11 protein-coding genes are annotated in these 14,403 nt (G+C 53.2%); 6 read left to right on the top strand and 5 right to left on the bottom strand.

All coding sequences use genetic code 11. The features are described 5' to 3' along the window. Positions 1-74: 74 nt before the first annotated feature. Together mttB and TPH_RS15320 are read right to left on the bottom strand one after the other, a co-directional pair. Positions 75-1,565, bottom strand: coding sequence for a [trimethylamine--corrinoid protein] Co-methyltransferase (gene mttB / locus TPH_RS02275; protein WP_015049608.1), 1,491 nt, complete (start codon positions 1,563-1,565; stop codon positions 75-77). Positions 1,566-2,066: 501 nt separating this feature from the next. Then, positions 2,067-2,225, bottom strand: a complete 159-nt coding sequence (locus TPH_RS15320) for a hypothetical protein (protein WP_269077490.1) — start codon at positions 2,223-2,225, stop codon at positions 2,067-2,069. A 64-nt stretch (positions 2,226-2,289) separates the two neighbouring features. Between TPH_RS15320 and TPH_RS02270 the strand changes: the two genes are divergently transcribed. Next, positions 2,290-2,733, top strand: a complete 444-nt coding sequence (locus TPH_RS02270) for a MarR family winged helix-turn-helix transcriptional regulator (protein ID WP_015049607.1) — start codon at positions 2,290-2,292, stop codon at positions 2,731-2,733. Positions 2,734-2,748: 15 nt separating this feature from the next. After that, positions 2,749-3,558, top strand: a complete 810-nt coding sequence (gene arsM / locus TPH_RS02265; RefSeq protein ID WP_015049606.1) for an arsenite methyltransferase — start codon at positions 2,749-2,751, stop codon at positions 3,556-3,558. A 391-nt stretch (positions 3,559-3,949) separates the two neighbouring features. Here arsM and TPH_RS02260 read toward each other — a convergent pair whose 3' ends face one another. Continuing rightward, entirely contained in the window at positions 3,950-5,713 is a 1,764-nt protein-coding gene (locus tag TPH_RS02260; RefSeq protein WP_015049605.1) for a chloride channel protein, read from the bottom strand. Between the two features lie 553 nt (positions 5,714-6,266). Then, complete coding sequence (locus TPH_RS02255; protein ID WP_028991142.1) at positions 6,267-6,608, bottom strand: LysM peptidoglycan-binding domain-containing protein; 342 nt, start codon at positions 6,606-6,608, stop codon at positions 6,267-6,269. Positions 6,609-6,846: 238 nt separating this feature from the next. Here TPH_RS02255 and TPH_RS02250 point away from each other — a divergent pair, with 238 nt between their 5' ends. From TPH_RS02250 to TPH_RS02235, 4 genes are read left to right on the top strand one after another with little or no spacing between them, the layout of a single operon-like run. After that, the gene (locus TPH_RS02250) at positions 6,847-8,268 is read left to right on the top strand and encodes a Wadjet anti-phage system protein JetA family protein (protein ID WP_015049603.1); all 1,422 of its coding nucleotides are present in this window, start codon (positions 6,847-6,849) and stop codon (positions 8,266-8,268) included. Continuing rightward, the gene (locus TPH_RS02245; protein WP_015049602.1) at positions 8,241-8,885 is read left to right on the top strand and encodes a DUF4194 domain-containing protein; all 645 of its coding nucleotides are present in this window, start codon (positions 8,241-8,243) and stop codon (positions 8,883-8,885) included. The genes TPH_RS02250 and TPH_RS02245 overlap by 28 nt, the downstream gene beginning before the upstream one ends. Before the next feature lie 3 nt (positions 8,886-8,888). After that, positions 8,889-12,296: an ATP-binding protein gene (locus TPH_RS02240; protein WP_015049601.1), complete on the top strand. Its 3,408-nt coding sequence runs from the start codon at positions 8,889-8,891 to the stop codon at positions 12,294-12,296. Beyond that, positions 12,256-13,485, top strand: a complete 1,230-nt coding sequence (locus TPH_RS02235) for a Wadjet anti-phage system protein JetD domain-containing protein (protein WP_015049600.1) — start codon at positions 12,256-12,258, stop codon at positions 13,483-13,485. Before TPH_RS02240 ends, TPH_RS02235 begins: the two co-directional genes overlap by 41 nt. 114 nt (positions 13,486-13,599) lie before the next feature. Here the strand turns inward: TPH_RS02235 and TPH_RS02230 are convergent, their stop codons facing one another. Beyond that, complete coding sequence (locus TPH_RS02230) at positions 13,600-14,340, bottom strand: BUD32 family EKC/KEOPS complex subunit (RefSeq protein ID WP_015049599.1); 741 nt, start codon at positions 14,338-14,340, stop codon at positions 13,600-13,602. Positions 14,341-14,403 lie beyond the last annotated feature (63 nt).

Genomic DNA, 14,403 nt, shown 5'->3' with positions numbered 1-14,403 from the left:
CCGACGTCCGGGAATCGCTGTCCGGGAGGGGGTCGGCACCCCCTCCTTTCCATGCCAAGATCAAGCACAAAGCCTCAGTTTCCTTTTCTGGCTTTGAGCTCCGCTTCATATTCTTCGATAATGGTTCTCATGGTTTCGGCCGCACCTGCCGGAAGCGGGGCGGGCTTGTGGGTTGCCAAAACGTGCCTCGCCTCTTCGTAGGCCCTCTCCGTCAGGTCCTTACCCTTCGTTCGCTCCATCCAGGAGGCGCGGTTCCTCCTGTCAAACAGAACGGACATAGACATGGCCTTCATGTGCCGGAAGGTGTGCTGATGAGTCATAAACTCGCCGCCGGGGCCCACAGCTTTGATAACATCCAAGGCAATCGTTTCATCGCTCACATCGATCCCTTTGAGGACCTGAAATATGTTTCTGATCTGCTCGGCGTCCATCAGCAGTTTGGCGTAATCGAACGTCAGCCCTGACTCCAGGCAACCGGCGCCGTAAACGATATTTGCTCCGGCCAGAGCCGCCACTGCGGCAGTGAGCGAAAACTCGTAGGCGGCCTGGGCGTCGGGGAGCTTGCTGTCCGAATGGCCGCCTCCCACCCAACTGGGCAGCCGGTAATACCGGGCGAGCCTGGCCAGCCCGGCGCTGATAATGCCATATTCAGGGGCACCCACCGCTGTGGTAGTAAATCTCAAGTCCATGATCGTGCTGCAGCTGGAGTAGGTGCAGGGGGTGCCCCTTCTGGTCAGCTGGGCCAGAATAAGAGCACCTAGGACTTCGGCATTGTGCTGCACAATAGTTCCGGCCAGCGTTACCGGTGCCGTAGCGCCGGAAAGAGCCATTGGGATGATGGCGAGCCCAACGCCTCCCCGGGCACACTCAACTATAACATCGCAGCAGTTCTGAACGAGTGTTAAAGGACTGGTGGGGCAGACGAAAGCGGTGACAATGGGTCGCTCTCGGAACTTATCCATTCCTCCGGCGCATGCCGCGGCCATTGCAATGATCTTTTTGGCGTTCTCACCGCTGCCGAAGCCGAGAAAGCAGTGCTTGCTGGTGTTGGCGACCATTGCCTCGTAGTTGTGCAGCGGCTGCGTGTCGGGATACTGGTCGGAAGAACAGAGAGCCCGTTCTACCACGACCATTTCGTCCAAGTAGTCGCACATCAAAGTAGCCCCAGCGAGATCGCTCTTCACCGACCTCCTGACCTCTTTTGTTTCCGGGTCGATAATCTGGACACATTCACCAAAGGTGCTGAATCCCACACGCCCGGGCTCTGCTGCGTAATCTTTTTCAGCGTCTCTCCCGTAGAAAACCACCGTTCTCGGCGCCCAGCGGATGCACTCCTCAACTACGTAAGATGGAATCTTTACTATACCGTAACTCCCATGCCACTCCCCTTTTGCCCCACCGCCCAGGAATATTTCGAAAGCCTCTCTGGACTCAACCTTAATTCCGGTATCCCACAACAGTTCCAATGTGGCATAGTGAATCATATCCAACTCGTCTTCTGTAAAGACATTCAGCCCAAATCCATTTACAGAAGTTATACCTGCCTTCTTGTTTCTCCTCGTCACATTATTCCCTCCCAAGGTTTTCGCCGTACCTAAGAGAAGTCCCCTCAGCTATCCTTACCTGCTATGAAAATACATCAAGTTCACCCGCCGGTCTAGCTCGACTCCCGATTCCAGGCCGGACAGGACGACGGCTCGCTTTGGGACAGCCCTGGGATGCTGCGTAACAAGTTGCCTGTCCTGTTACCCGGCCTTCCATAGGTCGCTCGCCGGCAGACCCGTCGGGTATTTTAATACTCTGTTGGTGCCGCCGATGGCGGCATGGTGGTCTACTGCAAACCAGTTCGCAGGAACCACACCGGCTATTTAAATATGCAAATACCGTGCCAGATTTCGAGGAGCGCCGCAAAACCGCGCCCGGACTGGATTGATCGCAAACTGCCGCTGCCCCCAGCCGGCCTAAAAGTGAGCCAGTTTCAACTCAATGAGTCAAAACCGGCTCATTGAAGAGAGGGAAAACTGCCCGGAAAAGAATCCTAAATATAAGAGAGGAGCAATTTCTCGTTAAGCCTGGCTACAGTACTTCCGGATCAGCCGTGATGCTTTGGTCTGGCTGATCTTCAACGCCCTGGCAACCCTGCGAGAGCTCCCGTACTGCTGAAAGGCCATGGTGATCACATCCCTCTCCACCCCTTCGATGAAGTCATCAAAAGAGAAGCCCAGAGGAAGAGGGACGTTTGCATTTTACATCTGTTGTGTAGTACAATTATTAGCAGGAGGTGATCTTTTGGATACTTCTAGCGACCTGCTTCGCCTGCGTCAACTGCTCCGGCTGCTGACCGGGAAAATCGGGCTGCTCGACAAAAGTGAGTCTTCCTGCTGCGGGATAACCTACAGCCAGTGTCACGCTCTTGTTGCAATAGGCGAAAAAGGGTGCCTCTCCCTCAACGATCTGGCCGAACTGCTGGGGTTGGACAAAAGCACGGTCAGCAGAACGGTCAACACAATGGTCGAGCAGGGCCTGGTCAAGAGAGAAGAGGATCCGGAGGACCGGCGCTACGTCAAAATCGGATTGACCGAAGCCGGGAGCAGAATGCTGTCCGCTATCGAATCACGCATGGCGGAGTGCTACCGGAACATTTATCAAGCTCTACCTCAAGATAAGAGAAGACAGGTGCTGGAAAGCCTGGAACTGCTCATCAAAGCCATACAAAACGAACACTGCTGTTAAGAAGGGGGAACTGTGATGAGTGAAAAAAGCAAAGAGATAAGAGATCAGGTTAAGGATTACTACGGTGAAATCGCCGCCAAACTGCAACAAGGCAAATCTTCCTGCTGCTGCGGGCCGTCTTGCTGCACGCCCATCGTCGATCCGGAATCGCTTTACAAAGAACACCTCGACGGTTTACCGGCTGAAGCCGTCAATGCTTCCCTGGGCTGCGCCAACCCCCTGGCCATTGCCGGGTTAAAGGAAGGGGAAACGGTTCTGGATCTGGGCAGCGGAGGGGGGATTGATGTGCTGGCGGCATCCCGCTATGTCGGCCAAAGCGGCAAGGTGTACGGGTTGGACATGACCGAGGAAATGCTGGAACTGGCCAATCAAAACAGGGAACTGATGGGAGCAACCAACGTTGAATTCTTGAAGGGTTTTATTGAAGAGATCCCTCTTCCCGATGAGGCCGTTGATGTGGTGATCTCCAACTGCGTGATCAACCTCTCCGGGGACAAGGAAAAGGCCTTCCGGGAGGTCTACCGGGTTCTGAAACCGGGAGGGAGACTGGCAATTGCGGATATCCTCGCCTTAAAAAAAGTTCCCGACAGCATCAGAAGGATGACGGAAATGTGGGTCGGCTGTATAGCCGGTGCACTGCATATCGACACCTGCCGGGAAATGCTGTCCCGGGCCGGTTTTCAGAAAATAGAAGTGCAGCCGGCACGCAGTTACACAAAAGAAATGCTAAAGTCTCTGGCCGGAAACAGGGTGAAGATCACCGATGCGGAATGGGAGAGCATCGACGGTGCCTTTGCGGCTTCTTATATCAAAGCCGCCAAATAAAGAGAGCTCCCCTGAAAATACGTTTCGGTTTATCCTTGGGCTTGCTCCCGGATCCTTCGGTTTAACTCGCCCTAAGACTTGTCGATAGATAAACAGCCGACCGGATCCTCTAACGGCATCCCTGCCGCAGAGCCGCCTGTCCCCATTCGGCTGCTCGCTACGCTCCTTCATCAAGGGGGAGTAACAACTTTCATAAGGTCGCTGCGCCCACAAGGATAAACTCTTTTTTGTTCCTCCGTTGGTGCCGCCGCCAGCGGCATGGCGGGCTACTAAATTAAGGAAATCTTCTGCCCCTGCCATCCCTGTCCAGTGCGAAAGGGCAATTTCTCAAGACAATCTGCTGTCCTGGCTACATGCCACCTAAGGAGTCACCTGATATCCCGGAGACCCCTTAGGCGCTTACCCGTTGCACAGCCAGGAGGTAATGGCGGATGATCCTGGACCGGGTGACCATACCAACCAGTTTACCCTCGGCCAACACCGGTAAAAAAGCAATATCGTTGTCGGCCATAAGCGTCAGGGCCCTGTCGAGAGTCACCTCCGGTGCAACCACCACTGGAGGGGCTGACATTACCTGGCCGACTAATGTTGTCTGCCATTGCTGCAGCGGAAGGCGAACAATATCCTCTTTAGCAACTACCCCTACCAACTGAGCGTTGTTTTTTCCGCCCACCACCGCCAGGTCATTGAGCTTCCTCCTTTTTAGGATTTCCCAGCAGTACTTCACGGAATCCCGTGGAGTTACCACCGGGATATCGGTGCTCATAACCTCTTTAACCATTACCTTCTCCAGTTGCGGAAAGTAGCAGTCGAAGCGGTGGGCAGGTGAATCCGCCGGTGTAGGCACCTGGCTTTCGTAAATGGTGTTGTTGCCCACCAGGACATAGGCAATCCCTACCGCGATCATAGCTGGCACCAGCAAGGCATAGCCACCGGTCATTTCACCCACCATGAACATTACTGCCAACGGCGCGCGGGCGACAGCACCGAACAGGGCCATCATTCCCACCACGATAAAGGGCGCAGGAGAAGCAGGCACATAAGCAACAACTCTGTGCAGCAACTGCCACAGGCCTGTGCCCAACATGCCTCCGATGAACAGGCCGGGCGCAAATACTCCGCCACTGCCCCCGGAACCAATAGACAAGGAGGTGGACAGGATCTTAGCAAAAATGAGCAGCAGTGTTATGGTCAGCGGCAGCGGGTTATTCAGCATGCCCAGTTGCAGCCAGCCGTAGCCCATACCCAACACCTGGGGCAAAAACAGCCCGATAATGCCTGCCAGCAGGCCGCCTACAGCCGGTTTCAACCATTTGGGCATGTTAAGCTCCCTAAAATAGTTCCGGGTGGCATAAAAAGTCCGCACGTAAAGAATACCGATCAGGCCGCCTAATACACCCAAGAGGGAATAGTAAAGGAGAGTTATCGGGTGAAAAGACACCTGCTGGGACATCCAGCCGAAGACGGGAGTATAACCTGCATAAGATGCAAAGATGGTATAACCAATCAGCGAGGCGATGAAAGATGGCACCAGAGCCTGGATTTCAAAACCTTCCAGGTACAGTATCTCGGTGCTCAATAACGCACCACCCAAGGGAGCTTTGAAAATCGCCCCGATGCCGGCGCCGATCCCCGTAGCCAGAGCGATGCGGCGGTCGTCAGTATTGAGCCTGAGCAACTGGCCCATAAGGGAGCCGAATCCGGCGGCGATCTGCGCTGTCGGGCCCTCCCGGCCAGCACTGCCGCCTGATCCGATAGTGATGGCGGAGGCGATAACCTTGATTAGAGGCACCCGCGCCCGAATGATCCCATCCTTGTAATGAAAGGCTTCAATCGCAGCGTCAGTACCGTGTCCTTCGGCCTCCGGGGCGAACCGGAAGACAATCAGTCCGCTTAACAACCCTCCCAAGGTTGTCACTACCGGAATCATCCAGCGCCGGGAGATTCCCGTCACTACCAGCTTCCCTTCGCCCAGCGGCGCGGGCGGAGTGTAACCAACCCCCAATTGGAGAAACAGGTAGGTAGACCAATGGATGGCCTCGTAAAAAGCGATGGCTCCCACCCCTGCCACCACTCCAATAGCTGTAGCGATCAGGAGCCACTTTCGCAGATAATCCAGATGTAAATCAAGGTTCTTTATCTTGACCAACATCATCAACACCCCCAGGTATCGCCGCTTTCCCGGCAATGTCCACGCCATGTTCCGTGCCGGTTATCAAATGATCCACCGGCCAGTACGTGGTGAGGCCGGTGGTTTTAACCAAACTTGAAATATAATAAATCCTTAATTACATTATACCACCTCAAAAAAATCCGTTCTCAGCAGTCAGTCCGGCACACAGAATAATTAATTGCACCCTTGAGGTTGATAGCAGGCCTTCTTTTAATATTAAAAGACCGTTCCTGCTGTACCAGGCAACGCCATTTTTTTGGGCATTCAAGTAGCTGCAAATCGGAACAAGTATAAACAATAACAAATTGATTATTGAGGAGTTCTTGAAGGATCTCAGATATCTCCTTCCACAGCTCAAAACGATAACCATGGCCCTATCCCGGAATGATGTCCAGAATCCGACCGCCAACCAGGGGAACACGAATTCGCCACACAATCCGCGCTTTATGTGCGTCATCTTATTGACAGAAAAAGGGACATCCACACTAAAGGTAAAGGCCTGATCCCGGCCGGGATCAGGCGAATTTTGAAACGATTATCCCGGCAAACAGATCTTCTGTCCTACCTGGAGGTTCAAGGGGTCAATTCCCGGGTTTGCCTTCAGCAGCGCATCTACAGTTGTCCCTGTCGCCTGGGCGATCCGGTAGAGGGTGTCCCCAGGCGCCACCACCCAGTAGACGCCTGAAGGGCAGGGAGGGAACTCCTCCGGCAGGCAGAGAAAGTGCCCGATTCTCAGATTCGAGGGGTCTACCCCCGGATTTAAGCGCAACAGCTCATCTAATGTAGTGCCCAACTGCCGGGCGATGGAATAAAGTGTATCGCCGGCCCTCACCTGCCAGTAGCGGCCGGACGGGCAAGGTGGTCTTCTTTCCTGCACTTTCATCACTCCTTGCGTTTTCTTCTTTAAAAGGATGCTTCCCCCCGGAAGAAAAAGCAGCCTCAAGACCCGAAAAGTCATCTGCCATATTCTATGCAGCAACAAAAACAATGCCGCCGGTAACGAGAATCAATAATTGAACAAAAGAAGATTCCCCGGCATCCAGCGCACGCCATACCCCGCCTTCCCGCAGTTATGATAGAATATTGCTGTAAGCTCCGGCTGCAGGAGGGGTAAAGTGGGCCTTTTTCAAGTAATCCCCGAAAACCTGTTTTCCCTTCTATCATCCAAAAACAAGGAGACCTATCTGGACGGGTTGTTCGTGCTGCACCGAGCCTATAAACAGGAGATGATCCTCACCAAGGACCAGGTCGTATCCATGCTCATTTCAGAGCTGGAAGACAAAATCATGGAGATGGACCTGGAGGGTGAAGAGATGGTACCGGAGCGCAATTTGTCCGCCCTGGCTCACTTCCTCATCCGAAAGTTCCACCAAACCGGCTGGATCGCCCTGGAATACGCCACCGATTCCTTTGAGGAACAGATTACGCTGTACGACTACTCCATCAAAATCCTCAACACCCTCCACGATCTGCTGGATACAACACCCAGGGAATACAACTCTTTGGTCTACTCCACCTACTCGTTATTGAAGACGGCCAATGAAGAGAGGGATATGTACACATACAACGCCCTGATCCAGGCGTATAAAAACACGAACTCGCTGGTGGATGAACTGAAAAGCCTGCTCAACAATATCCGGCGTTACCACCAGGCGTTGCTGGATCAGACCGAGGTTAAGGGGATCCTCAAAGAGCACTTCGACAGCTTTAAAGAGATGATTGAAGATAAGATTTACCATCCACTGAAAACCTTTGACTCCGTGCCGCGCTTTAAAGCCCCGATCATCAATATTTTAAAAGGCTGGCTTGCCGACCCGGCAATACTCGACCTTTTGGTGACATCCGCCCGGAGGCGCAGGCAGGACAAAGATGAAGATGCATTACTAGAAGAAACCATCGTGATGATCGAGGAAATCATCGGCGTCTATGAAGGGATTGACATCCTTCTCAAGGAGATCGACAGAAAAAAGGCCGCTTATACGCGGGCTTCAGTGGAAAAGATGGAGTATCTGCTGAACACCGACCGCAGCATCAAAGGCAAACTGGTGGAAATCCTGAAAGCAGCAGGGGAAAAAGGGGAAGAAAGCCGGTTGCAGCAAATGATGCAGGAGTCCCTGAACCTTTTCCCCCAGCGCTTTTTGGATGAAGCCTCCCTTTACAGCAGGCAAAAGCCAAGGGCCAGGGAACCGGGGCAACCGCTCAAGATGTCCCAGGCAGTTGACGACACCTTACTGGAGAAGGAATTGGACGACCTTTTGAACCGGGCTAAGAACAGCTACAGCACCAGGCGCATCATGAACTTCATGGAGCGGCAGTTTGCCGGTCGGCAGGTGATCGAGACCGGCGACCTGATCATCCGGGGAGATGAAGACTTTATCATGGTCATACTGGGAATCTTGAAGCACGATGAGGCCGCGGCCTTTTACCGGATCGAGTTTCTCCCAGGTTACCTGCTGGTTAACGGATACAGGCTGCCCATGATGCGGTTGAGCAGAAAGGATGCTGCCCCATGTGGCTTGATGAATACGAGCAGCTGACCCATACCGAAAAGGAAGAGTTCATTCGAATAGCGAATCAACTGCTGAGCAGGACGTTTATCGTCAGGGACCGGTACAGCAGCAAAGATAAGTGCCTCAAATTGAACCCGGACTACCGCTTCATAGAAAGACACCTGGAACTCTTCCGGCAATACCTGCGCCTCTCCGGGTGGGAGTTGCAAAAGGACAACAACTATGGGGTGATCGCCCTTTACAACCGCTTTGACCTGAACAGGGCGCGCTTGGATAAAAGAACCACCCTCATCCTCTACGTCTTGAGGCTCATCTATGAAGAGAAGCGGGAGAAGCTGTCTTTAAAGCGGGAGATTACCACCTCGGTAGGAGAGGTCGTCGAAAAGATGATCAACCTCGGTCTGATCGACAAAAAACCGCCCAACAGGGATCTGCTCAACGCCTTTGGGGCATTGAGCAGGTATCAGATTATCGAACGCCTGGAAAGCGATGTCACCCAACCGGAGACGGGAATCATCATCTACCCTTCCATCCTGTTCGTGGTCACCAACGAAAAAATCAGCGAAATCTACGAGCTGGCAGGGGCAGATGCAAATGATGAAGAGGAGAACACGGAAGAAATACTTCCGGAGGCGGAGGAATAAGGGATGAAGCTGCTGCAAAAACTGCTTCTCATCAACTGGCACTACATCGAGCGGGAACTGATCGAGTTCTCCGGCATCAACTTTTTAACGGGGAAAAACGCCTCAGGGAAGTCCACCATCATCGATGCCCTCCAGCTGCTGTTCTTGGGGGACACCAGCGGAAACTTCTTTAACAAAGCGGCGAACGACTACTCCCAGCGAACCCTGAAAGGCTATCTGCGGGGAGAAGTGGCCGATGATGGAGGGACGGGGTTTATCTACCTGAGAGACGGAGTCTTTTCCAGCTACATTGTGGCGGAATTCTTCGACACCATCAAAAAAAAGAGCTTCTGCTTCGGTGTGGTTTTTGATGTCTACGGAGAGGACAACCCCACTCACAAGTTCTTCCTCCTGGAGGCTCCGCTTCCCGAGCACCAGTTCATCCTCAACAACACCCCAATGGACTACCATACACTGAGGAATCACCTCAACAGCACCGGAAAGATCAAATACCAGTTTTTCGACAGCAACAGGAGCTACAGGGAGTCCTTTCTAGGGAAGATGGGTGGCCTGAACAACAAATTCTTCACCCTTTTCAAGAAAGCCGTTCCCTTTTCCCCGATTATGGACATCGAAAAGTTTATCTGTGAATTCGTCTGTGATGTCAGCAACAGAATCGATATTTCCGACATGCAGGCCAACATCCGCCATTATAAACAGTTGGAACTAGAAGCGGGGTTCGTCAAGGAACGGATCGAGCGCCTGACCGTTATCTCAGCGAAGTACCAGGACTACCTTATTGAAAAGGAACGCCTGCTGCAGCAGTCCTATCTCATGGACAGGGCACAGCTGCAGGAGTCGGTCGACAGGATCGACGCCCTGCGGGAAGCAATCAGGCAAAATAACGAAAAAATGGTCAGCCTTGCCGCCCAACTAGAGAAAAAGGAACAGGAAATAAAAAAGCTGGACGAAAAAAGGGATCGCCTTCTCAAGGAAAAATTCGAGTCCGACCTGTACAAGAAAACAGAAAGCCTGAAAAAACAGCTGGACGACCTGACCGCGCAGCTGAAACAGCTCGACGGGGTCCGCCAGCGGCTGGCCGAGCTGATAACACGTACAGGCAATACCTGGAAAAGGGCGCTCAAGGATTACGCCAAACATATCGCCCCGGAGAAGGCCCATGCCTATGCCTCATTGCAAAGGGAAGCGGCGTATCTGTCCGGCATCAAACCGGACGGCCTGATTTGTCCGGAAACTCAAGGAGAACTTGATGCCGAGCGGTTGCAGGAGATCAGATCCCGGATGAAGGCCTTCCGCAATGAGGTCGATGCCCTCTACTTTGACACCAGATCACGGCTGGAAGCCGCCAGAAATCGGGCGGCAGAACTGGCAAGTGAAATCGCCAATTTAAAAAAGGGCATCAAACCCTATGACGCGAAACTCCTGGAGCTGCGCCGGGAAATCAAAAATCAACTGCAACAACAGTACGGTCGAGAGGTGCCGGTGGAGATCTTCTGCGAGCTGATCGAGGTTCGCGACAAAAGGTGGCAGGACGCCCTGGAGGGCTACCTGCACACCCAAAAATTCTACCTGCTGGTACCGCCGGAGTATTTCGTCGCCGCTTTGAAGGTCTACGACCGGCTGAAATTCGAGCGCCAGTTTTACGATATCGGCCTCGTGGACATAGGAAAGCTGCAGGAATTGAACCCCAAGGTGAAGCAGGGCAGCCTCGCCGAAGAGGTGGTTACAGACAATCCATACGCAAGGGTTTTCGCCGACTACCTGTTGGGCCGGGTGATAAAATGCGAGCGGGTGGAGGACCTGCGCCAATACCGGACGGCCATCACCCCCACCGGCATGCTCTACCATAACTTTACAGCCAGACAGATCAACCCCGACCGGTGGAAGGTCCCCTACATCGGGAAACAGGCGGTGAAAAAACAGATCGAAATCAAGGAACAGGAGCTGGCCGGGCTCAACCAGGAGATAAGAAAAGGCGAGTTTAGGTTCGAGGTGCTGGAAGGGCTGAAAGAGATAGATCCCCTTGGAGATGATACCATCGCCCACATCACCGGCAGCCTGCAGCAGCTGAGAACCTACCAGGACCTGGTCGGGGAACGCCGGCAGGTGCAGGAGGCTCTGGAAAGGATCGACCTCAGCTATCTGGAGAAACTGGACCGGGAAATTGAAGAGGTAGAAAAACGAAGAACAGCTGTTGAAGAGCAGCGGGAGCAGTTGAAAAGGGAGAATAACAAGCTGGAGTACGAAAACAACGCCATCAGAGAAGAAAAAATCCCCGCGGAAGAGTCCCGGCGGGCCGACTGCAAGCAGAGGATCGACGAAAAATACGACGCCGGGTGGATCCGGGAAACCGGTGAGCCGCGCTTCCTGAAGGAAATGGAAAAGAGAGGCTCCCCCCGCAAGATCATAGAGGCCTTTCATTCCCAGCTGGAGAGAACCAAAAACCAGGCGGAAAGGAAATGGCAGGAGCTGGTCAGGGCGCGCTCCGATTACAACCGGGACTACAAGATGTCCTACGACATCAACCTTCCGGAGAACACCCCCTTTGACGAGGAACTGACGGAACTAAGGGATACCCACCTGGCCGAGTACGAAGCCAAGATCAAGGACGCCAGGGAAAAGGCCCAAAAACAGTTCCAGGAGGACTTCATCAGCAAACTGAAACAGAATATCGATACGGTCAGGGGGCAGATCGAAGAACTCAATGACGCCCTGAAAAACGTTGCCTTCGGCAGGGAGAGCTACCGTTTCGAGATCAAGCCGAACCCCAACTACAAAAGGTTCTACGACATGATCACCGACAGCATGCTCCTTGAGGGGTACAACCTCTTTTCTCAGGCCTTCCAGGCAAAACACAGAGACGCCATCGACGAACTGTTCAAACAGATCGTGGATGTGGGTGAAGGGGATCTCAGCGCCGATCAGAGGGCGGAACTGGAAAGGAACATCGAGAAGTTCACGGATTACCGCACCTACCTGCAGTTCGATCTGATTTCGAAAGATGAATCGGGGCGGGAGTCCCGCCTTTCCAAAACCATCACCAAGAAATCCGGAGGGGAGACCCAGACGCCCTTCTACATCTCGGTGCTGGCCTCCTTCGTCCGGGTTTACCGGCTCCAGCAGCGCTACAGAAACAAAAACAATACATTGAGACTGATCGTTTTTGACGAGGCCTTCAACAAGATGGACCACCAGCGCATCCAGGAAAGCATCAAACTGCTGCGCAGCTTCGGCCTGCAGGCGGTGATCTGCGCCCCCACAGAAAAGATCGGTGACATCGCCCCTCTGGTGGACCGGACGCTCTGCGTCACCAGGCTGAATAATATCACCGTGGTCCGCGCCTTCGACCCCAGAAAACTGGAGGATGAAGATGAACTACCAGAACGTTATCATCAACCTGCTGCTCGATAAATACGAGCAGAGCCGGCACTTCCGGGGCAACGCTCGCGTAAACAGGCGGGTGGCGCTGAAGTTCGATAAGAAGAACTTTCCCCTCTACGACATCGAGAGGGTCGATGTCAAAGAGGCCATCCACCACGCCGCCCTTGAGCTGCAGCAGCGGGGGCTGATCACCGTGGAATGGATGAAGTTCGAGGTGGGCAATATCATCTCCCGGGTGTTTCTGAACCTGGAGATGGTCGCCGAAGCCTATGCCCTCGTCAACCGGAAAGGGAAAAAGGACATTCTGGTAGAAGCACGGCGCAAGCTGGAAAGGCTCAGGGAGCAAGTTACCACACCCTGGATCAAAGATTTTTGTAGAGAGATGCTGCAGGAAATCGAGGAAAAGAAGGAAATGCCCAGATACCTGCCCAGAGAAGAGGAAAAGTTCGACCTCCTGGTGAGGGCGCTGCAAGGGATAGAGCAGAAAGGGGAAGATGAGCTTTTAGAACGGATCTTCAGCCGCCGTTACCTGGGTGGAAGCAAGGAATTTGAAAGAAAGATCCGGAGCCGCCTTATTACCATTGTCAAAAACTATCTGCTCCCAGGCCGGGACATGGATGACGAAGAGGTTCTGGAACACATCGGCCTGCTCAAAACATCGGAGGAACTCTCCTTTTTCGGCCCGCTGGTGATCGATCTGCACGGGCAGGTGATCGATTTTTCCCCCTTCTGTTATGGGGCATCGATGAACGCGGAAATGATCAGAAATTTCGAGGTATCCAGGCTGCCGGTGAACCGGGTGGTCACCATCGAGAACAAGGCGGCATACCTGGAATACATCAAAAACACCCGGCCGGAGCGGGAACTGGTGGTCTACCTGGCCGGTTTCTATAGTCCGCTGAAGCGCCTGTTTTTAGAAAAAATCTATAACCATCTGCGGAAGCATACCCCCCAGGCCGCTTATTACCACTGGGGGGATCTGGACCTGGGCGGTTTTCAGATCTTCGTTTACCTGAAAAACCTCATCCCCGAGCTGCAACCGCTTCACATGGATGTGGCAACATTAAGGGAGAACGCCCGGTTTGCCGACACTTTCGACGATAAATACCGGAAGCGGCTGGAGCAGCTTTTAAAACAGGAGGAATATGCCGTCTTTTTCGAGGTCATCAACTTCATGCTGCAGGCGGGCATCAAACTGGAGCAGGAAGCCCTGGTATAACGAAAAAAGTCAAGACGGGTTGTGTATCCCTGTCAATGCCCCGGGCTTCTTGAAGATGCTCTCCCCGATCCCGACTTTACCGATGTTCTTCTCCGATAATACCGAAAAGGAGTATCAAAGACTTTTTTCCAGCAGGTTGCCTGCCAGAAGCTTTTTCATTTCAGCGAGAGCCCCTCTTCTCCCGGCGAGAACGAGGAGCTCTTTTTTTACTTCCCTTTTTAAAAATTCTTGATCCAGACCGAGCTCAGCGGCGAACAGCCAAAGCATTTCCCTTACCAGCGCCATCTTCCATAACGTAAAGGAAGGAGTATAGGTAAGGGCGTAGGCGCAGAGGCTTCCGACATCCTCCTCAATCTCCCCCTCCCGGCACTCTTCCAGATCGATCCCGTAGATTTTTTCCCTGACGATAAAATTCCTGAAATTGACGTCGCCCATGATCAGCTGCCTTCCGGCGATTTCCCGTGACGCCTGATAAAAACCCTTAAACCAGCGGCACAGGTCGCGCAGAAGCCGGGAGGCGGGCTCCCCCGGAGAACCGCCGTCGGAGCCGCTGCTCTCCAGCAGGCAATAGCGGTCGAGCAATAAAGTCCCTTCCAGGTATTCCGTTAAAATGTAGTCCTTGCCCGTACCGTAAATTTGAGGAACGGAAACCCCTTTTTCCTTCAGCAAGCGGAGCATTTCCGCTTCTCCGGCCATTCTCTCGGGGCGGGAGTATTTTTTACAGACCAGATATCGCTCCGTGGCGCCCGGCCCACCCGCTTTGACCAGAAAAACGCTGTTTTTTCTGCTGATAAACTTTTTCTCTACTGAAAAACACGAGAAATCATAACCGATCGCTGCGGGGCTCTCCGGCATCCAAACAACCCCCTTATCAGCTACCATTCTCCTTACAATTCCTTCCGAAAAAGACCGTCCGGT

The organism is Thermacetogenium phaeum DSM 12270 (assembly GCF_000305935.1).
Classification (GTDB): domain Bacteria; phylum Bacillota; class DSM-12270; order Thermacetogeniales; family Thermacetogeniaceae; genus Thermacetogenium; species Thermacetogenium phaeum.
The sequence above is the reverse complement of the archived record's forward strand: the minus strand, read 5'-3'. Positions and strand labels throughout refer to the sequence as shown.

Coding starts and splice junctions, on each gene's coding strand:
- TPH_RS02240 (WP_015049601.1), top strand. CDS start 8,889: ATGAAGCTGCTGCAAAAACTGCTTCTCATCAACTGGCACTACATCGAG.
- arsM (WP_015049606.1), top strand. CDS start 2,749: ATGAGTGAAAAAAGCAAAGAGATAAGAGATCAGGTTAAGGATTACTAC.
- TPH_RS02260 (WP_015049605.1), bottom strand. CDS start 5,713: ATGATGTTGGTCAAGATAAAGAACCTTGATTTACATCTGGATTATCTG.
- TPH_RS02230 (WP_015049599.1), bottom strand. CDS start 14,340: ATGCCGGAGAGCCCCGCAGCGATCGGTTATGATTTCTCGTGTTTTTCA.
- TPH_RS02235 (WP_015049600.1), top strand. CDS start 12,256: ATGAACTACCAGAACGTTATCATCAACCTGCTGCTCGATAAATACGAG.
- TPH_RS02245 (WP_015049602.1), top strand. CDS start 8,241: ATGTGGCTTGATGAATACGAGCAGCTGACCCATACCGAAAAGGAAGAG.